This window comes from Novosphingobium sp. DS6-6 (genome assembly GCF_057784975.1).
The window spans coordinates 14,940-36,252 of record NZ_JBYNTS010000002.1 but is presented as its reverse complement, the minus strand read 5'-3'; the positions used below and the strand labels follow the sequence as shown (position 1 = coordinate 36,252).

General features: G+C 63.4%; 17 protein-coding genes and 1 pseudogene. 5 read left to right on the top strand and 13 right to left on the bottom strand.

The features are described from left to right. The first annotated feature begins 234 nt into the window (after positions 1-234). A complete protein-coding gene (locus AC3EDY_RS02465) occupies positions 235-1,326 on the top strand; it encodes a PepSY-associated TM helix domain-containing protein (protein WP_488570880.1) in 1,092 nt (363 codons plus the stop codon). A 28-nt stretch (positions 1,327-1,354) separates the two neighbouring features. Here AC3EDY_RS02465 and AC3EDY_RS02460 read toward each other — a convergent pair whose 3' ends face one another. The 7 genes from AC3EDY_RS02460 to AC3EDY_RS02430 are packed head-to-tail and all read right to left on the bottom strand — an operon-like array spanning position 1,355 to position 9,611. Next, positions 1,355-1,732 carry a cytochrome C gene (locus tag AC3EDY_RS02460; protein ID WP_488570879.1) on the bottom strand — a complete coding sequence of 126 codons (378 nt, stop codon included), beginning with the start codon at positions 1,730-1,732 and terminating at the stop codon, positions 1,355-1,357. Next, positions 1,732-2,949, bottom strand: a complete 1,218-nt coding sequence (sorA, locus tag AC3EDY_RS02455; protein WP_488571210.1) for a SorA family sulfite dehydrogenase catalytic subunit — start codon at positions 2,947-2,949, stop codon at positions 1,732-1,734. Before sorA ends, AC3EDY_RS02460 begins: the two co-directional genes overlap by 1 nt. A gap of 35 nt (positions 2,950-2,984) precedes the next feature. Further along, positions 2,985-5,003: a tetratricopeptide repeat-containing sulfotransferase family protein gene (locus AC3EDY_RS02450; RefSeq protein ID WP_488570878.1), complete on the bottom strand. Its 2,019-nt coding sequence runs from the start codon at positions 5,001-5,003 to the stop codon at positions 2,985-2,987. Continuing rightward, positions 5,000-5,938, bottom strand: coding sequence for a fatty acid desaturase (locus AC3EDY_RS02445; protein WP_488570877.1), 939 nt, complete (start codon positions 5,936-5,938; stop codon positions 5,000-5,002). The genes AC3EDY_RS02450 and AC3EDY_RS02445 overlap by 4 nt, the downstream gene beginning before the upstream one ends. After that, entirely contained in the window at positions 5,935-6,735 is an 801-nt protein-coding gene (locus tag AC3EDY_RS02440) for a phosphate/phosphite/phosphonate ABC transporter substrate-binding protein (protein ID WP_488570876.1), read from the bottom strand. Before AC3EDY_RS02440 ends, AC3EDY_RS02445 begins: the two co-directional genes overlap by 4 nt. Then, the gene (locus tag AC3EDY_RS02435; RefSeq protein WP_488570875.1) at positions 6,732-6,992 is read right to left on the bottom strand and encodes a hypothetical protein; all 261 of its coding nucleotides are present in this window, start codon (positions 6,990-6,992) and stop codon (positions 6,732-6,734) included. Before AC3EDY_RS02435 ends, AC3EDY_RS02440 begins: the two co-directional genes overlap by 4 nt. 24 nt (positions 6,993-7,016) lie before the next feature. Further along, positions 7,017-9,611 carry a TonB-dependent receptor gene (locus AC3EDY_RS02430; RefSeq protein ID WP_488570874.1) on the bottom strand — a complete coding sequence of 865 codons (2,595 nt, stop codon included), beginning with the start codon at positions 9,609-9,611 and terminating at the stop codon, positions 7,017-7,019. 498 nt (positions 9,612-10,109) lie between these two features. Here AC3EDY_RS02430 and AC3EDY_RS02425 point away from each other — a divergent pair. Next, positions 10,110-11,645, top strand: a pseudogene (locus tag AC3EDY_RS02425) (integrase catalytic domain-containing protein). Positions 11,646-11,803: 158 nt separating this feature from the next. On the opposite strand, the gene AC3EDY_RS02420 reads toward AC3EDY_RS02425, so the two are convergent. Genes AC3EDY_RS02420 through AC3EDY_RS02410 form a run of 3 tightly spaced genes read right to left on the bottom strand, consistent with a single transcriptional unit; the run spans position 11,804 to position 14,570 of the window. Beyond that, positions 11,804-12,919, bottom strand: coding sequence for an acetolactate synthase large subunit (locus AC3EDY_RS02420; protein WP_488571209.1), 1,116 nt, complete (start codon positions 12,917-12,919; stop codon positions 11,804-11,806). Beyond that, positions 12,877-13,356, bottom strand: a complete 480-nt coding sequence (locus AC3EDY_RS02415) for a thiamine pyrophosphate-binding protein (protein WP_488570873.1) — start codon at positions 13,354-13,356, stop codon at positions 12,877-12,879. Before AC3EDY_RS02415 ends, AC3EDY_RS02420 begins: the two co-directional genes overlap by 43 nt. Beyond that, positions 13,353-14,570, bottom strand: coding sequence for a serine hydrolase domain-containing protein (locus AC3EDY_RS02410; RefSeq protein WP_488570872.1), 1,218 nt, complete (start codon positions 14,568-14,570; stop codon positions 13,353-13,355). The genes AC3EDY_RS02415 and AC3EDY_RS02410 overlap by 4 nt, the downstream gene beginning before the upstream one ends. A gap of 328 nt (positions 14,571-14,898) precedes the next feature. Between AC3EDY_RS02410 and AC3EDY_RS02405 the strand changes: the two genes are divergently transcribed. Continuing rightward, positions 14,899-15,798, top strand: coding sequence for a CPBP family intramembrane glutamic endopeptidase (locus tag AC3EDY_RS02405; protein ID WP_488570871.1), 900 nt, complete (start codon positions 14,899-14,901; stop codon positions 15,796-15,798). A 33-nt stretch (positions 15,799-15,831) separates the two neighbouring features. Here the strand turns inward: AC3EDY_RS02405 and AC3EDY_RS02400 are convergent, their stop codons facing one another. Genes AC3EDY_RS02400 through AC3EDY_RS02390 form a run of 3 tightly spaced genes read right to left on the bottom strand, consistent with a single transcriptional unit; the run spans position 15,832 to position 17,946 of the window. Beyond that, complete coding sequence (locus AC3EDY_RS02400) at positions 15,832-16,212, bottom strand: EamA family transporter (RefSeq protein WP_488570870.1); 381 nt, start codon at positions 16,210-16,212, stop codon at positions 15,832-15,834. Next, the gene (locus AC3EDY_RS02395; RefSeq protein WP_488571223.1) at positions 16,121-16,720 is read right to left on the bottom strand and encodes an EamA family transporter; all 600 of its coding nucleotides are present in this window, start codon (positions 16,718-16,720) and stop codon (positions 16,121-16,123) included. Before AC3EDY_RS02395 ends, AC3EDY_RS02400 begins: the two co-directional genes overlap by 92 nt. After that, a complete protein-coding gene (locus AC3EDY_RS02390; protein WP_488570869.1) occupies positions 16,717-17,946 on the bottom strand; it encodes an alanine racemase in 1,230 nt (409 codons plus the stop codon). Before AC3EDY_RS02390 ends, AC3EDY_RS02395 begins: the two co-directional genes overlap by 4 nt. A gap of 137 nt (positions 17,947-18,083) precedes the next feature. Here AC3EDY_RS02390 and AC3EDY_RS02385 point away from each other — a divergent pair, with 137 nt between their 5' ends. Further along, positions 18,084-18,860 (top strand): TetR/AcrR family transcriptional regulator, encoded by a 777-nt coding sequence (locus AC3EDY_RS02385; RefSeq protein WP_488570868.1) that lies wholly within the window; start codon positions 18,084-18,086, stop codon positions 18,858-18,860. A gap of 100 nt (positions 18,861-18,960) precedes the next feature. Continuing rightward, positions 18,961-21,312, top strand: coding sequence for a TonB-dependent receptor (locus tag AC3EDY_RS02380; RefSeq protein WP_488570867.1), 2,352 nt, complete (start codon positions 18,961-18,963; stop codon positions 21,310-21,312). Position 21,313 lies beyond the last annotated feature (1 nt).

Genomic DNA, 21,313 nt, shown 5'->3' with positions numbered 1-21,313 from the left:
CGCGAGCGACCAAGGCGAACGGCAGCGGCGTCGTGTAATTCCCCGCCGCCGAGCCTGATCCGCTCCCGTTGGGCGGGGGACAAGGCGCCTCGCCGGCGCACGTCCGGCACCGGCTCTTGCGGGCCAGTAAAATGCAACGTAATTGCAATTGCAGCAAGCTTGCTTTCGACTTATCTGGTCGGGGAGCGTGCCGCAGGGCCAGGCCGATCTGGTGACGAACGTGGGAGAGGACGCATGCAAAGATCATTGCTCGACACGATCCACAAGTGGTTCGGCCTTTTCGCGCTGTTCTTCCTGCTGATCCAAGCCATTACCGGTATATTGATCGTCAATAACGAGCGCACAGTGCAATGGCTCGATCCGGCCTCCTATCTTCTAAAAGAGCCGGTAACGACCCAGGTCCCGCTCGAAGTGATCGCGCGATCGGCTATCGTCGCGCCGGGGCAGGCGGTCGCTTCGATCGTGATGCCCGAAAGCCCGACTTCCCCGGCCTTGGCGGTCGTGGTGCCGCAGGAACGCGCCCTGCCGGAAATGGTCACGATCAACCCTGGCACCGGCGCGGTCATCAGCCGCAAGCCGGTCCTGAGCAATCCGGTGGTAATCGCCAACCTGCTGCATGGAGAGCTCGGTTCCGGAAACGTGGGCCGGGCGATCCTGATGCTGACAGGGCTTTCGCTGGTGGTTCTGAGCGTAACGGGCTTCCTGCGCTGGTGGCCGGGCGTGGGCAAGATCCGCCGCTCGCTCAGGCTGCGCTGGGCCGGCTCGCTGGGCGCGACGCTATGGCAATGGCATAGCGTGTTCGGGGCGGTGCTCGCCGTGCTGTTCCTGTGGCTCGGCGCCACCGGGGCCATGCTGGTCGGCCGGCCTTTTCTCGAGCCCCTGGTAAGCCAGCCGGCCGATCGGTTCCCCAAGCTCGAAGGCGCGCCGAGCGGAAGCGTGCCGGTGCCCGCCAATGCCATCTCGCTGGATCAGGCCTATGCCGTGGCAAAGCCGACGATGAGCGGCAATGAATTGCGGTCCGTCCTCCCGCTATCGCGGCTCAATCCGGTCCATTCCTTCGTGTTTTCCGATGCCTATGGCCGCATGGCGGTGGTCCGCGTTTCGGCAAGCGGCGGTATTACGGAACGCTACAGCCCGGCCGACGTGCCTGCCACGCACCGTGTGCTGGACTGGATGCTCCCGCTCCACCGCGGCACCTTGCTGCCCGAATGGTTGCGCACGATCTATTATGCGCTTGCCCTCGGCCTGGTCCTGCTCGCAACGTCGGGTCTGGTGATCAACCGCAAGAAAGCCCGTCTGCGCAAGCGGCAGAAGCGCGGGGCATAAGCAGCCAGAACCTGGCCCGGCAGCAACATCATGGCCGCCGCTGCCGGGCCGCGGCGGCCTCGAACCGGCCGGCGGCGCCCTGCCATGGGGAAGCCTGGCCGAATTTCCTTGCCAGCACGGCAGCGATCCTGTCGGCGTCACCTGGCTCGATCGGCGCTTTGTAGACATTGACCATCTTGGCCACGGAATCCTGCCAGAACCGCGCACCCTTTCCGCGCGGCTGCGTTACGATGTAATCAAGCGAGTGGCAGGCCGAACAGTTGTTCACCACCACTTCGCTTTCCGCATCGGCAAGGTCCGCAGGCACGCGCTCTTCCAGGGCCGCGAACGCCACCGGCCTGGCGATTATGGCGCGCGAAGCAAGCGATAGCGATGCGGCGGCAAGCAGCAGCACGGGCTTTTGCATCACATCACGTCCAGATCGATCGTTTCCACCACATTGCGCATGTAGCCTGCGGGCTGCCAGCGCGGCTCCATCGGCTGCGTTTCTCCGTCCGTGGTAAAAGCGCGCACGCGGATGCGATGCACTCCTTTGGGCAGCATTAGCCCCAGGCGCCAGGGGCGGAAGGAATAGCGACCAAGGTCATCGCCCAAACGCGTGTCCTGCCAGGTTCGGCCATCGTCGGCCGATAGCAGAACCCGTGCGATCCGCGCGCCGCCGGCAAAAGCAATGCCGCGCAGCTCGACGGTGCCTGCACCGGCTATCTTTGCACCCTGGGCGTGGCTGGTGACGAACGAGCGCACGTTGAACCGGCCGATCGGCTTTGTCCTGTCGGCCGGCTGGCCGGGGATCAGGCAATTGCAGTCGTTGTCCGGAACGCGATAGGCCGTTTTCATCCAATAGCCATCGAACCGGGCGTCAATCACCTTGATCTCGTTGAGATGCTTGACCCAATAGGTACCGTAGTATCCCGGCACGACCAGGCGCAATGGATAGCCGTTCAGGAACGGCAGATCCTGACCGTTCATTGCGAAGGCTACCATGACTTCGCCGTCGCGCGCATGATCGATGTCGAGCGCCTTGACGAAATCGGGGACGGTGTCGGTCGGCGGATTATCCAGCCCATTGAACGCTACCTGCCGCGCACCTTCGCGCACGCCCGCCTTGTCGAGCAGCGCCTTGAGCGGCACACCCCGCCAGCGCGCATTGCCCATAGCGCCGTTTCCCAGTTGCCCGCCGCCCACGCGCGGCTCCACGAAACCGCGGCTGTTGCCCGAACACTGGTTGACGGCCACAATCTCCCGCACCGGGAAATCGCGCTTCAGACTGGCCAGGGAAAGCGCAAGAGGCGTGCCGACATGCCCACCGATCAGCAGCCGAAATGTCGCCGGATCGATAACATCGGGCAGGCCGGAAAGATGATACCTTACAAAGAAGGCGTCGTTGGGTGTAATCAACCCCTGGTCGAACACGTCGAACGGCGTTTCGAGCTGTGGTGGGCGCGTGGTCAGCAGAATCATCGGCCGCTTCTGCGGCAGGCGGACCAGCGGCCGTATTCCATTGCCGAAGGGCAGGGCGATCCGGCGCGCCAAGGCCGGCGTGGATGTTGCGGCTAGGGACAAGCCGGCGGTGGTCAGGAAATGACGGCGATCGCCGACGTTCGTCGCCGGCCCCGTCATGATGCCGCTGCGGCCATCGCCCGGGCTGCGCGCGCCACTCAATGCCGCCAGTCCTCGCCAGCCGGGCCGAGCGCTGCCGCAAGGTCGCCCAGCCAGGGTTGAAATGCACGCCACTGATCGGCCCCGTCACGGTAGATCGGGCGACGCACCTGCTCGCTGCTCGGCGTGCGCACCGCCCTGGGGTTCTGGTGGAAATTCAGGCAGGCGGGCGCGAATGCAAGGCCGCAATAGTCTAGCAGGCGGCGCACCTGCGTTTCCAGGTCGTCGATAACGTCCTCGTGAATGACGCGCAGCACCTGTCCCGGCAGGGCAACGTCCCAATGGCGCATCATGTCCAGATACGTCAGGTAATAGCGCGCAATGTCGGCTACCGAATAAGTGAACTCCTGCCCCCGGGTGAAAAGCTGCTTGAGATTGGAAAAGCAGCAGGCCATCGGATGCCGGCGAACGTCGATGATCTTCGCATTCGGCAGGATCAGGCGGATCAGCCCGAGATGACGGAAATTATTCGGCATCTTGTCGACGAAATGGGGACGGTCGGTCACCCGGTGCGCGCGTGCGCCGGCCAGATACCGCTTTCCCAGGCGCAGCGCCTGTTCGCGGTCCAGTTCGATCAGATTGGCGGGATAACGCGGATGATCGAAATCGGGGTCGCGGCCCTGCAGTTCGTGCACCAGGCCCTGGATATAGGGCAGTTCCTGCGTCCCTTCGACAAGGGGGTGGCTGGCAAGAATCTGTTCGATCAGCGTGCTGCCCGATCGTGGCAGGCCGACGACGAAGATCGGGTCTGCGCCCGGTGCGCCATAATCTGCCCTCTCCGCAAAAAAGGCCGGGGTGCAGATGCGCTTCTGCTCGGCCGTATTGGTTTCGATGATCTCCGCCCGATACTGGCTTGCGGCGCGCTGCAGGGCATTGCCGCGTGCGTAGTGCTCCCAGGCACGGGCAAAATCGCCGGCGTCCTCCAACGCTTTGCCCAGTGCGAAGTTCAGATGGATACGGTCGAGAGCGCCCGTATCCGGCGCTGCTTCGGCCCCGCGCATCCGGTCGATCTGGGCAGCATCGAAACGATAGGTCTTGAGATTGGCCAGGCTCCACCAGCCGTCGCCAAAGTCCGGACGCAACGTTACGGCCGTCCGATAGGCGGCGATGGCATCGGGCACTCGCCCGATCGTCTTCAACGCATGGCCGCGCCACAGTTCGACATCGGCCAGATGCTGTCGCAAGCCCACATTCTCGCCAGGGTCCGCCGGAAGGGCGGCGCGGATGCGATCGTAAAGGGCGATCGCCTCTTCCGTCCGGCCCAGGCCGACAGCGATCGTGGCCGCCAGTTCCAGGAACGCCGGCCGATCGCCATCCTCCGCCAGCAGGGGCGCGAGCGCGGCGTGGGCCTCGATGAACTTATGGCGTGCGAGCAGAGTCTGGACATATTCGTGGCGGGCGGACCTGTGGCCGGGCACCAGCGCCATCACCGCCGCATAGAGCGTTTCGGCATCGTCCAGTATGCCTTGCGACAGGCCGATGCGGGCCAGCAGGCGCATCGCCTCGGGATGGTCGCCCTGTTCGAGAAGGAACCGACGGACCAGTGCTTCCGCTCTCATCCAGTCGCCGTCGGCAAGAAGCGACGTCGCCTCGACGACGGGAAGCGGCAGCGCCTTGAGCGCGGCGAGCTGTGCCTGTGCGTCGGCCGCGCCGGTGGCATCGCCTGTCATTGTCGAAAGGCGGGCCAGCATGTGCCAGCTCTGCGCCAGCGCCGGGTTGATGCCCACCGCCGTCTTGAACGCGGCGATGGCCCGGGGCGCGTCCCGGCGGACGACGTGGCACAGGCCGCGCTCCTGATGCATCAGGCTGAAGCCGGGGCGTTGCGCCGCAACGCGGTCGAGCGCCGCCAGTGCCGCGTCGACCTGGCCGAGAAAACGCAGGCTCTCGGCCAGGATCAGCAGCAGCGCGCCGTCATCGGGACAGCGCGCTAGCCATTGGCCGGCGCGTTCGGCGGCCAGGCGATGTTCCCCCTGCCGCTGAAGCGCGCGCACGTGCTCGATCGTCTCTTGCCGGGTCATGCGCCGCACATCTCGTCGGACGTCTCGCCGGACGTCTCCATCGTGACGTCGCAGGTTCGCGGCGTCCAGGCATAGCGCGAGAGAACCTCGCCATAGCTGCGATAGAGCGGTCCGTTGTTTTCGGACAGGAACGCGTCCCTGTCGGCGTGCCACGCGGCGGGCAGCCTGTACCAGGCAAGATTTGGCCTGGCGTGATGGACAACATGGAGATTGTTGAAAAGGAACAGGATTGCCAGCGGGCCGCCATGTTCCACCACGGCAGTCCGATCCTGCCAACGTTCGGCCTTGATATGCTCAGCGAACGAGCGGAACAGCGACAGGGCATAAGCCGGCCATATGAACAGCAAGACATAGGACCCCGGATTGATCCGGCAGACCGCAATCAGCCACACGAGTATGAAGCTTGCCGCGACACCGTGCCCCGCCCAGGCCCGCACCACGGCCTGGTTCCCGGCACGCACTTTGGCCCAGTCGCACAGCCAGAACCGCACCATGCCGTACCACGGCGTCACCAGCAGGCGGCCGATCGCGGTCGTTCCCGCAAGGTGCAGCCAGCGCGCCGCGGGGGCCATGCGGCGCCAGGCCGCCGGCGTCAGATAGGCGCTTTCGGGGTCTTCCACCGGGTCGGTCAGCCATTCGTTGCGATGATGGCGCAGATGGGTGTCCTTGTAGCGCAGATAAGGGATCCACAGGGAAAGGGGCAGGAAGCCGATCGCGTCGTTGATCCGCTGGTCGGGCGTCGGATGGCGATGGATCACCTCGTGCTGCAATGACATGTGCCACGCGCCGAACCAGGCGCCAAGTGGCAGGATGAGCCAGAACGGCAAGCGGTTCCAGAAGAACGTCAGCAACACCCACCCGGCATGGATGGCGAGCGCAAGAATCACTGTCGGCCATTCGATGTGCCGCGCCCATGCCCGCAAACCGGCAATCATGGCAGGACCTCGTGTTGATCGCCCCGAACTGCCTGTGCCATCGCCGCAATGCGGTCATAGGCGTCCGGTGGCAGGAATTCGATCGCGCGAAGCCCGAGCAAGGCGCGGGCATCGGCCGAGCGGAGATCGTCGAACGTGCGGCGCAGCGCCTCTTGCCAGCGCGCAACGTCCGTATCGGTCGCGTCGCCACGGGTAATGAACGGGGGCGCGGGCGTTGCCGCCGTTCGGCCGATCACGCGCAGCCCGTCCAGCCATTCCGGTCTGTGGCGCGCAACCAGGCCGAACGTCACGCAATCGCAGGCGCAGATGTCGGCGTGCCCTTCCTGCACGGCGCGCAGACTGGCAAGATGGCTGCCTGTCGCGAGCTCGCCGGCGAAGAAGGCAGATGCGTCCGCCACGGCGGCGACGCTGTGCCGAAGGGCGACATGGCCGGACTGGCTGTCGCGCGCGTTGATCGCGACACGGCTGCCCTTGAGATCGGCGATCCTGCCAAACGGGGCGCCGGCACGCACCACAAGGACGCTGCTGTAGTGCGGGCCGTCGCATCCCGGAAAATCATAGACCGGCGTGGCCAGCAGCCTGACGCGACCGGCAAGGAACGTGACGAACGGCAGCCCGCACGTCTGGGCAAAGGCAAGCTCCGGATCGTTCCAGATCGCGCGATAGGGCGTGCTTCGGTCCAACCGGGCCGGCGCAGCAAGCCCCAGGGCACGCGCGTGATCGCGCAGGTTTTCCCACAGCGCATCATGTGCGGCATGCGCAAAGGGCGGATCGTAAAAGCTAAGGTAGGCGATCATCGCGCCGGACCGCCTGCTGGGACCACGAACCGGGTCAGATAATCGGATGCCGGCACGGTAACGAGCGTGCCGGGCGAGGCTGCCGGCTCGATCTGCCCATCCCGCATCATCGCGATGTAAGACTCGGGCCGCGGCGCTTCGCGCATGTCATGCGTCGGTGCCGTCAGCCAGGCCAGCGCCATGACGACGGCCCAACCCAGAAATCGGCCGCGCCGCGCCATCCATCGGCCGGCCTCGCAAGCCTGTGCCACGATCATCGGCGGATCACCTGCAATAAAGGATCAGAAGCTGACGCCGGCCCTCACGCCATAAGTGAGCGGCCGGACAGGGGTTTCCTGCCTTATGCGCTGGGTCGACGAGGTGAACGTGCTGGCATCGCTGTTGGTGAGATTCTCGCCGAACAGGGACAGGGTCCAGTTGTCGCGCGCGATGCCAAGGCTGGCATCGGCCAGCGCATAGCCCGCCATGCGATAGCGCAGCAGCGCCGTCGTCGGGATTGCGACGCCGTCCCCGGAAGGATAGGTCGATGGCTGGCTCCACATCGGGCCGGTATAGGTGACGCCGCCCGAAACGAACCAGCCCAGCCCGCTGCGCGTCTGCCCGTCGTACCGGGCTCTCAGATTGCCCTGAAACGCCGGACTGAAGGGCAGTGGCGAACCCCGCGTGCCGAACGGGCTGACAGTCGTCTGGATGCAGTTGCCAAAGGTGGAAGAGCCCGGGTTATTGGACACGAAGCAAGGCGTGGTGACCTGCTTGCTGTCGTTGTAAGTGGCGCCGGCCTGAATCGAAAGGCCGGCGACGGGCTGCGCTGAAACCTGCAGTTCCACGCCTTTGACATGAAAATTGGCGCCGTTCGTAACGAACGCAAGGTTTCCGAACCCTTCGGGGTTGAAGAACTGCAGCTGCATGTTCTCCCAGATCATGAAATAGCCCGACAGGTTGAACGTCAGTTTGCGGTTCAGAAGGTCGGTCTTGAGGCCGACTTCCCAATTGGTCAGGGTGTCGGGCGCATAGCTTTTCGGGCGGATGTATTGGGCAACGCCATTGGCGTCCGGCAGCAGCGGCGCCGAGCCGCGGTTGAAGCCGCCTGGACGGAAACCCTGGCTGAACAGCCCATAGACCATGGTTCCCGGCCTGGGTTTCCAGGTGATCACGCCGCGGCTTCTGAAGCCGTGGTAGATTTCGCGGTTGTTGTTGGCGCCAAGATCGGCCGAATAGCCTGGCAGCGTGCAGACCAGCACGTTGAAGCAGGCGCTGGGCGAAGTGCCGAACTGGCCACCGACCTGATATTGCCGGTAGTTGTAATAGCGGGTGCCGCCGGTCAGCGTCAGCGTCGGCGTCACGTCCCAGTCGATCGAGCCGAAGAAGGCAAACTGCCGATAGCCGCGCTGCAGGTCGTTGCCGAACGCGGCGCCGGGCGGTTGCAGCTTCGCTTCTCTGGTGACCGCGCTCGACGGGATGATGGTCCGGCCGACGCATCCGGTTCCGCCGGCGATCAGGTCGGACGTGCAGGTCGGAATGCTGCTGTAATAATAGCGCTGCACGTCCTGGATCTTGAAATTCTCGTAAAAGGCGCCCGCGAGCAGCCGCAGGCGCTTGTCGTCCGGAGAGGAGAGGCGCACTTCCTCGCTGTGATGCGTGTTGCGGATCCTGTCGTGCCAATAGGCGATCGGGGAATAGCAATAAGTATCGCCAGTGCCGAAGCCGGTGGCACTGCCGGTGCACTGATAATACATGCCACCCGCGGTGCGCGAGTAATTGGAATAGTCCTGCTGTTGTTCCACATGGCGTGTCATGTAGGCGCCCGTGTAGACCAGTTTCCAGTCGGCAATCTTGCCGGTCACGGTCCAGGCCGTGTTCCAGAAACTGTCCTTGTTATAGTTCGGCACGAACGTCGTGGTTTGAAGCTTCCCCAGCGTCTGGAAGTCGGACCCGACCGGAAGCGTGGAGAAAGTGCCACGGGAATCCAGCTTTTGATAGCTTTCGGCAATCAGCACGTCCCAGTCGTCATCGATCTGCCAGCGCGCCTGGATACGGCCGCCAGTGTAATCGACGGGGTTATAGTTCTCCTCGGCCAACGCGTTATTGTTATAGGCACCGCCGTTCGACTGGTTGGCCGGCCCGGGCACGAAGTTGTATGCCCGTGAACCGGGATCCGTCGCCCGGCGCGTGAAAGCGCTCGCGACATTGTCGATATAGCCGCCTTCGCGATTCTGGTAGAAGGTTGCGCGAATGGCGATCTTGTCGCTGACGATTGGCAGATTGAGCGTGGCAGTGAACGATCCATTGGCCGCGCCGCCCACCGTGCCGCCCACGCTGCCTTCCATACGGCCCGAAAACTGCCCGATGACGGGCTTGTTGGTGATATAGCGCACCGCACCGGCCTGTGCGCCCCCGCCGAACAGCGTACCCTGCGGACCCTCGAGCACCTCGATGCGCTCCAGATCGGCGGCATAGAGGTCGACGTTGCGCCCCGGAAACTGCATCGACTGATCGTCGAGATAAAGGGCGACGTTGGGAAAGGTCGAGATGCCGGCCGAACCCTGCGTCGCGGCGACACCCCCGGACAGCCCGCGAATGAATATGATGCCCTGGCCCGGCCCGTTGGCCCCGAGCGTGACATTGGGCGTATATTTGATGAGATCGTTGAACGTGTTGACGTTAAGCCGCGCAAGGCTTTCGCCGGAAAGCGCCTGCAAAGTCATCGGCACGTCCTGGATCGACTGGTCGCGGCGTTGCGCCGTCACCACGATGTCGGCCGTCCCTGCCGTCTCGGCCGGCGTGGGCGCTGACGATGCATCGGTGGCCCTGTCCTGGGCCATTGCCGTGAACGGCGCCATCAACCCGGCTGCTGCAGCCGTGCATGCCAGTGACAAGCGTGTTCCTTGTGTGAATTTCGTCATCGCGCCCCAACCGTTTGAACTCTATCCGGCGATCTTGAACAGCCCTGCGGCTGCGGCTTGCAATGGCCATGCGTTGTCGCTTCGGCTCATTCTCGAAACTCTATTAAGCAAGTAGAGATTGGGCTGTCAACAGCGCAAGGCTTGTGGTTCCTGGTTCAGGGCAAAGGTGCAGGAAAAGCACGCCTCTTTCCAGGCAAAGCAAGCTGTCGGGCTCATTGGCAGGCAGCTTCCGTGGGATTGGAGGCTCAAATTGCACGGGCAACGTCAACCCCGGAGCTCTGAAGCGTGTCCCTGCCACCCGGGCGCACTGACATGAATGGGCTGAGAGTATGGGCGTCTACCGGCTGGTGCATGCGCCGAGATAGCGGCCCGAAGATTGCATTGTCACCCGCATTGCCTCCCCTGAATTGCTCCCGAGCGGTGTGCTGTTGCCTCATCTAAGATGCTCCCGGCGGTGGCTGGGAGGAAATGATGAGGAAGGTGAGCATGGCGACGCGAAGAGAACTGGTTGAAGCAGTTGGCGAGCGGTATCGTGCAGCAGACCGCGCGAGCAAGGGCAAGGTTCTCGACGAATTCGTCGCGGTCACTGGATTGCACTGCAAGCATGCGATGCGGATTTTGCGACAGAAAGCTCCGTCGCGGCAGATGGCGCGTCCCGAGCGCAGGATTTATACCGAGGCGGTGCGGACCGCGCTGATCGTGTTGTAGGAGGCGAGCGATCGGCTATGCGGTAAGCGGTTGCGGCCACTCATGCCGATTTTGATCGAGGCCATGGAAAGCCACGGCCATCTTGAACTGGATCCGGCGATCAAGGCGAAGTTGTTGCAGATGAGTGCGGCAACGATTGATCGGGCTTTGCAAACCGTGAGGAAAAACAGCCCGAAGCCGCGGCGGCGGGGTGTGGCCGGATCCGAACTGAGGCGCAGCGTTCCGATCCGGACATTCGGCGACTGGGGAGACCCGGCTCCGGGGCATATGGAAGCAGACCTTGTGTCACACAGCGGTCCGATAGCGAGGGGGAGCTGGGCCTGGACGCTTACGTTAACCGACATCGCGACAGGTTGGACCGAGTGCGCGCCGCTACTGGTTCGCGAGCAAACGCGGTTGGTTGCGGTACTTTCCGAACTGCGCAAGCTGATGCCGTTCGCGTTGCTGGGGTTCGATTCCGACAATGACAGTGTGTTCATCAATGAAACCGTGCGCGACGACTGTGCCGCGACTGGGGTTACCTTTACCCGCTGCCCGCCCTATCGGAAGAACGATCAGGCCTGGGTCGAGCAAAAGAATGGCTCTGTTGTGCGTCGCTTGGTGGGATATCGTCGGTTCGAGGGGCTGGAGGCGGCAAGGTCACTGGCGGAGTTGTACGCCGCATCCCGTCTTTTTGTGAACTTCTTCCAGCCCTTGTTTAAGCTGGCCGAAAAGCAGCGGGACGGAGCCAGAGTGTACAAACGCTACCATGCTCCGGCGACGCCGTTCCAGCGCTTGACGGACGATCCCCGAACCAGCGAGCAGACACGTCAACAGCTACGGGACATCCCCGTCGGGTTGGATCCAGTTCGGCTGCTGCGCGACATCCGGACGACGCAGCAGAAACTGGTGATCCTCGCTGATGCAGTTGCTTTGGCGGCACCGGCGGAGACGTCGCCACCCCCGTTGGACGCGTTCTTGTCGAGCCTGAAAACATTATGGAAGGACGGCGGGGCGCGGCCCATAGCGACCGCCAAACCGCCGCAGAAACGAGAGCGGCGTCGACCAGATCCGCTGGCTCTGGTTGCCGACCAGTTGAAAAACTGGTTCGAGGAAGAACCATGGCGCACTGGACGGGAGTTGTTGGAAAGGCTCCAGGTCGAGCAACCGGGAACTTATCCGGATGGCCTGCTGCGGACGGTCCAGCGCCGGCTCAAAGTCTGGCGCACTGCAAAAGCACGCGCCCTCGTGTTCAGCGATACCCTCGCTCCGGTCAGCGAAAGTAGAGCGGACGTGACGGCCATAATGAGCGTTGCGTGACGGGTTGCCGCTCCGCCTCGCCTATGGCTCGGCTGCACGGCAACCCGTCACGCAAACCATGGCCATGACGCACTATGTCCCGTAGGGAGCATTTACGTGCGGAATCGAGCATGAACGGGATCGGGCCTGTTCTTGGCCCCCCGGCGATCCTGCTACTCTCAGATCATGACTGCGATCAGAAAGGGCCCTTCGTTCTTCATGGCATGGGCAAAGGTTGCGTCGAAGTGCCCGGCGTCCGAGCACTCTACCGCCTCCACGCCAAGGCCCTCGGCGAGCCCGACCCAGTCGATTGCGGGATCACTCAGATCGAGCAGCGTGCGTGCCGCGGCCCCGTGAACGGTGGCGCCGGTGCGGCCCATTTCGATGTCGAGGATGCGATATGCACGATTGACGAAGATTACCGCCGCAACGTCCAGTTTGTCGCGGCTCATCGTCCATAACGCCTGGATCGTGTACATGGCAGATCCATCGTCATTCAGGCTGACGATCTTTCTGCCGGGCGCACCGATCGCCGCTCCCACTGCGAGCGGCAAGCCGATCCCGATCGAACCGCCTGTCAGGCCGAGCGCATCATGCGGGCGGGCGGTCATCAGGGCGGCAGCCACTGACGGACCAGATGTGACGGCATCGTCGCAGATCACGGCATTTTCGGGCAAGAGCCGGGCGATCGATTGTCCCGCCGTCAGCGGCGTGAGGGCGCCTTGTGGTCCGGCGTCCGGCAACCTCAACGGCTGTGCGGGTCCGGATGCAGGCGCTGCGAGAGCGTCGGCGAGCATTTCCAGTGCCAGGATCGAGTCGTCCGCCGGGGCCGCCAGAGTGACGGTCCGGCAGTGCTCCGGGATGAGTCGGTTCGGACGATGGGGATACGCGAAAAAGGCGACAGGGACGACAGTGCCGGCCAGAACAAGGACGTCGAAAGCGCCGAGCACCTCGGCAGCCTGCTCGGGAAAGTAAGGCACTTGGGCAGGAGCGAAGACGCCGGCACCGCGCGGCTCGCGCGCCTGGAATGTATCGATCAGAACCTTGGCCCCGGTGGCCTCGATCCTGGCCGCCTGGGCCATTCCGGCGGCGCTGGCTGCCTGGCGGCCGATCAGCACCGCGGGCCGCTTTGCGTCACGCAGGGCCCTGGCAACGGAATCGACCACGTCGGCGGACGGCGCTGTCCGGTGCTGGCGTCTGACGGCGGTGCCCTGTACCGAAGCAGGCGACCAGGCGAAGTCCGCCGGGAAGATCAGTGTCGCGGGTGCGCCGGGAGGTCCGAAACTTCGCGCGATCGCCTCGCTCGCCGGTGTGGCGATGTCGTCCGCGTCCTCGACGGACTCGTCCAGACGGAATTCGGCGTCGCCATACGAACGATGTCAGAATGGAGTGGTGCATCGTGTTTGCGGTGATAGCTTGCATGATCGCCGACGATATTGACGATGGGAGTGAACGCCCGCCGCGCATTGTGCAGATTGGCGATGCCGTCGGCATAGCTGGGGCCAAGGTGGAGCAGGTTGCAGGCAGGGCGTTCTGCCATTCTGCCGTAGCCATCGGCAGCACCGGTCGCCACGCCCTCGAACTGGCAGAGTACCGGACGCATGCCTGGATTGCTGTCGAACGCGGCGACGAAGTGCATCTCGCTCGTGCCCGGATTTGCGAAGCATACCGAAACGTCGTTCGCAAGCAGGGTGGAGATCAGGACATTTGCGCCGTTTATTTCCGTTTTCACTTCATGGCCCGGTGGACGATGCGCATCAGCCGATCCGCGACGCCAGGCTGCCCCGTCGTGTTGAAGGTAGCGGAGCTTGGCGCGACCTGGCCGTAGGTCATGGTGAATGTCACATCGCTCGCCGGGCAGTACGCGCCCACGACCCCCCAAAAGCCCCCGTGCATCCAGCATAGTTCGCCATCATAACGCCGTGTCCCCATGAGCGAGGAATAGGAATATTCCTCCGGCCCATGGACTGCCGGTGTCGGGACCATCAGGGCAGCCGCTAACGTTCCACTCTTCTGGAACACTTGTCCCTTGAACAGGGCAGCAAAGAACCGCGTCACTTCACTTGTCGTGGAAACGAGGCCTCCTCCGCCATAGAGGTCCACGGTGGGGCTTATTCCGGCAACGTCGACGTCGCCGAAGTACTGCCCCGCGCGTTTCTGCCCGGGAGGAGTGGGTTCGAGCAGTTCGAAATGCGTCTGGCGCAGCCCCAGCTTGCCGAACCCGAGCAAGTCGCGGGCCGCTCGCGCAAGGGGCTTTCCGCTCGCACGCTCGATCAGTTCCGCGGCGATGATGTAGCCGGTGTCGGAATAGCTGTATCGCTCCCCGGGGGAGCTGACGGGCTTGCCGGCTTTCATGGCAACCGCGATCTGTTCGTCGCGCGTCCAGTGCCGGCCGGGATCCTGCGCCACGGCCTGCCGGTAGGACTCCGATTCCGCGTAGTCGAAGATGCCACTCGTGTGGGTCAGGAGGTGGTGAAGAGTTATCGCCTGCACGTCGTATCCTGCGGCGACGAGGGCGCTCCTTGTCCCCGGCGAAAGCATGGGACCGATCGGTGCGAACAGATCGAGCTTGCCCAATTCGACGAGGCGCATCGCCGCCGCGGCGGTGTAGACTTTGGTGACGCTTGCGATCCGGAACGCCCGGTCGGGGGTAAGCCTCGCCGCATCTCCTCGACTGACGACGCCGGAGGCGCCGGACCAGAGCAGGCCGAGCCTGGGGGCCTGGATCGTGACGATGATGCCGGGAACGCTCGAGTCGGCAGCCACGCTTCGCGCAATCTCCGCTGCCAGATCCGCCTCGAGCTTCTTGTGGTCCAGGGCATTCGCGTGGGCGGCGCCGGCAAGATTCGTAGCGGCGATGGACAAGGCGCCGCACAAGGAAAGCAGCTGGCATGGCGTGCCACGACGACGCGTGAAGAGCGTCCGATACATCTGCGACAAAGTCATCCTTCTTTCCTCTCGCCATCCGATAAACGAATACGACGTCGGTTTTTTTCTTATGGCTCTTTGTCGCTTCTTGCAAGCCAGCTCGACAGGAGACAAACCTGTTTCGAACGGATTTGCGTTGTGCACGTTTTGCTCGTCGAAGGCGGAAGAGGCTTGGCGAGACACCAAGAGCGAGCATCTCGGGGATCAATCGTAGGATTGGCTCGTCCGAGGCGACTGTCGGCCAACGCCCGATCACCCTCGCAAAGATATAACCGAATACGATTTCGCTTTCGTATCCCTGCTTCGTCCTGTATGTGAGGTGGGCCAGAACGGGAGACCAATCCAGATGAATCTGTCCGCAATCGATCCGGGTTTCCTGCGCAGGCAGGTGATGATCTTCGTGGCGGTGACGTTTGCCATTACCTGGGGAATAGCTGCTGGTGCGTTTCTTCTTCCCCAATGGACATTGGGGCCGGAAGGCATGGGAAGCACGCGTTCCAACGTGCTCTTCTTCACAGCAGTCTTCGCACCCAGCATCACGGCACTCGCCATGATCTGCCACGAACGGGGCCTGGCCTCGGGAGCCGCGCACGTCTGGAGCGGAATCATCGCGCCGCGCCGGCCCGTGTCATGGGTTCTCTGGGTCATCGTCGCCTTCCTCGCGGTGCCTCTCTCATGGCTTTTCGCAGATGCGATGTCGCGCATCGGGCTCGCGCCACCAAGTGCAGGCACGACCAATGCCGGCAAGCTCCTGCTGCTGCCCGGCCTGGTTCTGGGTACAAGTTACATCTTCACCGACGCCGGACCGATCGGCGAGGAACTTGGCTGGCGCGGCTATCTTCTGCCCCGCCTGCTTCACCTGACCGACCCGATCCGTGCGAGCCTCATCGTCGCGCTGATCTGGGCCGTCTGGCACCTTCCGGCGTTTTATGCGTCAGGCTTGTCGCAGGACTCACTCAATTTCCTGTTCATGGTAGGAAACTGGATGGGAGCGTCGATCATCTCCACCTGGCTGTTCTTGCGCACGGGAGGGAACTGGGTCATCGCAGGCGTCGTGCCTCATGCTGCGGTCAATGCGGGCGTGATGTCGGGGGTTGGCAGTGTCGATCCGATTTACGGCCTTGGATCGCTTGTGCTCGCGGCCGCGATCATCATCTTCAGAGGAAGCGACCTGGACCGTGCGATGTGCTTCAGCGGGAAAGAGAAGGGTCTGGCAAGGGTGGCGAATTTGCCGCCCGCTGACTGAACGCCCTTAGAACCTGAGCACACTCCTGCATTCCTATGGCGTCGCCGCAGCATCCTTCCTCATCGTCGTAACCGTGCCGAGAGTGGCCAGTGCTATCGCCGCGATCCCGAGGAACTGGACAGGGCCTGGAGTCTCGCGCAGGAAGATCATGGCGACCAGCGCCGCCAGTGCTGGTTCAAGGCTCATCAACACGCCAAAGGTTGCAGCGCGCATTCGCACAAGTGCAAACATCTCAAGCGTGTAGGGCAGTGCGCTCGCGAGCAGGCCGAGGAACACGACATTGAGCAGCAGCGCCGGCCGCTCGATCAGCACGGCGCTGCGGTCAAGTGCGAAAGGCAAAGCTAGGGCGCCGATGATCATGCCCGCCACGGTTGCCGATGATCCGTGGGCAAGCCCGGCTTTCCGGCCGAACACGATATAGGCTGCCCAGCTCGAACCCGCAGCAAGTGCAAGCGCAGCGCCCGCCGGGTCGATCGCCCCCGGGTGTCGTTCCCGGCAGAAGGCAGATCAGCCCGCCGATACCGAGCGCTGCCCATAGCAGGTCCACGGCGCGCCGGGAGCCCGCGACAGCGACAGCGAGTGGCCCGCAAAACTCCAATGCCACGGCGACGCCCAGCGGTATGGTCTGCAAGGCGAGGTAGAAAAAGACGTTCATTCCGGCAAGCGAAGCACCATAGATCATCAGTGGTGCGAGAGAGTGGCGCCGGATTTCCTCCAGCGACGATCGGAAAAGCAGCCCAAGAATGATTGCTGCGGCAAGAAGCCTGAAAGCCGCGGTGCCTGCGGCGCCGAGAGGGCCGAACAGGCTCTTGGCGAAAACCGCACCGAGCTGAAACGACAGCATCGACACAACGACCCCGGCACTGGGCGCCAGCGGATGATTTCCGGCCAGCGCGTGAAGCTGCGTGCGCCCCGGGCTCACCACCCCGCGACCCTTGTCGAACGGCGCGCGTCGACCGGCCAGACCGCCACCGATCCATCGGGCGCTACGACGTGAAGGGCGTCGTAGAGGTTGACTGTCGGATCGATATGGCCGGGCTGCAGCCAGACGAGGGCTTCGGACAGGGGATGATCATGGTCAGACGTCGCGCGGTGGCTACCTTCGCGGGCTTGCCACCCTTGCTGAAAGCCGGGCCCCACGATGACGCCATGCTCGTCCCCCATGGGGTGCCACAGACTGCCTTTGGCAGCCCCGCCGGCCACTTCGGGGCGAGCGCCATCGACAGCAAGAGCCTTGAGTCCCGCGTCGCAGGTGACGTGGCTTTCATGTCGGGTGGATATGACCGAGCTGGCGACGAATGCGGCCGCAGTGAAGGGCCACGTGCCCGCCGATGGAGGATCGCAGGCCGTGTACTCGGCATCCATGAACGCGTACGAGCCCGCCTGGATCTCGGTGTAGACCCCGTTGTCCAGATCGAAACCGAATGTGCCCGTTCCGCCGCCGGTCACCACCCGCGCGGGTAGGCCGGCGTCTGACAGAGCAGCGACGACCGATCGCACCGTATCGGTCGCGGCGAGGCAATCCCGCTTGCGCTGCTCGAAGTCCGGAATGTGCTGGAGATCCCCTGCATAGGCCTGAATGCCGCAATACTCGATGCCCTCAAGGCTGTCGGCCAAACGTGCAAGTCCGGCAACGTCGGAGGGGGCGGCGCCTGTCCGATGACTGCCAAGGTCGACGTCGATCAGCACCCCGATCGTCGTCGCATGTCTGCAAGCGGCGCCGGCGATCGAACGCAGCTGCGTCTCGTCATCGGCCACTACCGACATGCAGATGTTGTCCTTCGCGATCGTGGCGAGCAGATCGTGCGCCCACGGTGCCGGCGGTGATGTGACGAGCAAGTCACGGATCCCGGCGGCCGCAAAGGCGCCGGCCTCTTGCGCAGTCTGGCAGCAGATGCCGCAGGCGCCGGCAGCAATCTGGCGCTTTGCCAGTGTCGAGCACTTGTGCATCTTGCCATGCGGGCGCAAGGCTACCCCGGCGGCATCGCAAAGAGCCTGGAGCGCTGCGATGTTGGCGTCAAGCCGCGCAAGATCGATGACGAGTGCAGGGGTTGCCTTGGGCCGGAAGTCGGCCAAAGCCAAGGAATCGAGAACGAGCATGAATGTAACCCCGTTTGATGACGCGGCGGACGGCGCCTCGCGGACCATTTAATCCGGTTCTGATATAAATCAGATGTCGGGTTCTGGAAAGTGTTGCGGCTGTCGGCCGTCGTGACTATTGATTTCGATGATCGCTGCGAGCAGTGAACCCCGCACGCTGGTGCAGTGTCAATAAGAGGTCAGCAGTGAGTGATTTCAAGCACGCAGATCCTGTTGATCCAATGACGCCGCCGCCTGCGGACATCTACTCCTTTGTTGCGCACCTCGAACGACTGGTTGCCAACCCCGGAACCCGCCGCAAAGGGGAACGGACACGATTGCGGATCCTGGCGGTGACGGCGCGGCTCCTCAACGACAGCGGCTTTCGCACTCTGAGGCAGACCGACATCTGTCAGAGCGCCGACATCGGCGTGGCGACGTTCTACCAGTATTTCTCCGACAAGCTCGAGGCCTGCCAGGTCGTGCTGCAGGACTTCACCACGTTCATGCTGTCGATCGACGATCCCGGACTGCACAAGCTTGTCGAGTACGGCCATGGTTCCCAGGACCCTTACCCGTCGATATTCCTGTCCAACCTGGCGACCATCCGGCTGGCCAGAACAAACACCGGTCTTTTCCGCTGCTTTTTGGAAACGGTGGCAGAGACCGACGACATGATGCGTCTCTGGCGCGCATTCAGCCACCGCTGGTACGAACGTGCCGCCCGCCGCATGGCCAAGCGCGGCGCCCGTGAAACGAACAGCGCGCTCGTCTTCAAGGCCATCCTTGCCGGCGGGATGGTCGACGAGTTTCTTCGCGCCCTGCTGATCACTCAGGATGACAATGTGGTTGCGACCACAGCAGCTCTCTACGGCGACGACGCCGAGATAGCAGAGGCGCTGTCGTTGGCCTGGTATCGCATAATGATGGGCAAGGACCCAGCCGAGACGACGCGGCTCGAGGCCCGCAACCTGATTGGATGATTGCAAAGTTTCGGCTCGGCACGACGCCTGTTGACTTCCTAAAAAACCGTACCTAACGTCGGTTTCTTAAATGGGGAAAGCTGTCGAGGAAGGGACCGGGATGATCAAGGCATCACACGAAGGAGCGTTCCATTCGCGGCTGCGTGCGCAAGTGCTGCTGGCAAGCTTCGCCGCATTGATCGTGCCGGTGGCCGCACAGGCGCAAAATTCTCCCCAAGCCACCCCTGACGCGCAAGCCGGCGGTGACGTCCCCGAAATCGTCGTGACGGCATCGAAGCGGACTGAGAACATTCAGAGCGTTCCGCAAGCAATCACCGCAATATCGGGAGCAAGGCTTGCCGCATCAGGCGCGCTCGATCTCAGTGACTTTGCTGCGCAGGCGCCAGGCCTTGCCTTTTCCAGGCGGGGGCCATCGCAAAACCGCATCTCCATTCGCGGCCTGACCAGCCTCGCTGGCACCGATTCCGAATATCCGATGGTCGGGCTGTACCTTGATGAGGTGCCCATCTCGGATAACAGCGCGCCCGACATCGGCCTGATCGATCTGGAACGGATCGAGGTCCTGCGCGGGCCGCAAGGTACGCTCTATGGCGAAGGCTCGATGGGCGGGACGGTCCGCTACATCACTGCGAAGCCCAACCTTTCGGGAATCAGTCTGTCAGGTGGCGGGGAGGTCTCGGCCACCCGCAATGGCGGCACCAACTATCGCGGCTATGCCGTCGCCAACCTGCCGATCGCCAAGGACGCGGCCGGGTTGCGACTGGTCGGATATTACGAGCGCGACGGCGGTTTCGTGGACAACGTCGCGCTCGGCCGGAAGGACGCGGACGCCTACGATCGTTATGGCGGTCGAGCGACGCTGCTGCTCAAGCCGAGCGACTCGCTGGCAGTGACGGTCTCCGGCACGTACCAGAAGCTGAACGGAGGAGAAGAGCCCGTTGTCTTCCTGTCCGACGTGCCCGGTTTCAGCCCACCGCTGCTCACGCGCTTTGGCGGCGATGTCGGGTATCGGCAGGTCAGGGGCCGCATCAGCGACGAGCTGTTTATCGCCAGTGTCGTTGTCGCCTATGACATAGACTTTGCGACGCTGACGTCCGCTACATCCTACTACAAGCGCAATTTCGACCAGCTCAACGACGAGGCAAACACATCGCGCGCGGTGGAAGCAGGCTTTGCGCCGATTGCCGACGCGCTCGGCATCGGCCCGTTCTTCCTGAACAACGGCACCGCCGTCACGTTCACCGGCGACCGGCAGACCATTGCCCAGGAACTGCGCCTCGTCTCGAACGGGGACACGCGCCTGCGGTGGACGATCGGCGGGTACTTCCGCAACCGCAAGATCAGCAACCTCTCCGTTGCCAGGGCGATAGACATCGTTCCACTGGTGAGCATCTTCAACCCGAATTACGGCGATGGCGGAACGTTGCAGGTCGCCTTCGACAGCGAAACCTTCCGGCAATTCGCGGTCTTCGGCGAAGCGACATACAGCCTGTTCACGGGGTTCGACATCACCGCCGGCTTGCGCTGGTTTGACGAGCGGGTCACGGGGCGCCAGACCATCGCCACGGCCGATTTCGGAACCGACGAAACCGGCTTCCCGTTGCCCACTTTCGGCACGCTCACCAATTTCAACCTGCCCACGCTGGTAACGACGCAGCGTCGGTTGCTGTGGAAGTTCGGAGCTTCATACAAGGCCGACGAGAACGTGCTGCTCTACGCAAATGCTGCGCAGGGCACACGGCCGGGCGGGGTGAACCCCCGCTTCAACCCCAATGTCAGCGATGCCGAATCTCCCCGCGCATTCGGATCGGACGAGGCGACGACGTACGAGATCGGTGCGAAGACGCGGTGGCTTGACCGCGCTCTGACCGTGAACCTGGCGCTCTACCGTACCAACCTTAAGAACGCGCAGTTCCTCGACCCTCGCGATCTTTCGTTCAACGTGATCCGCAATGCCGCGACCGCGCGGGTGACGGGCGGTGAACTGGAAGTCACGGTGCGACCTTCGCCCAGGTTCGAGTTTGGCACGACCCTATCGGTCCTGTCCGCGAAGTTTACGCGCGACGCGCTGCCGATCGCCCCGGGAATCAACCTGATCAATGCCGGACAGCGTCTGCCGATCGCACGCAACTATTCCGTCAGCGCCTTCGTCGATTGGCGCCGGCCGCTGCGGGACAGCTTGAGCTTCGTGGCGCACGCGGACGTCAATCACGCAAGCGATGCGCTCGCCAACACGACGCGGCCGGACACCGACACTGGCGGCCTCTTCCAGAGGCTTGATGGCTATGTCGAAACCAACCTGCGCCTCGGCCTCGAAAAGAACAGCTGGTCGGTCCAGGCTTTCGCCAACAACCTGTTTGATGTCGTGGCGCAACTCGGTGGGACGAGCGCTTTCGGCATTTCGCGAAACAAGCCGCGCACCGTCGGCGTGCGCTTCACGCTCGGATACTGAC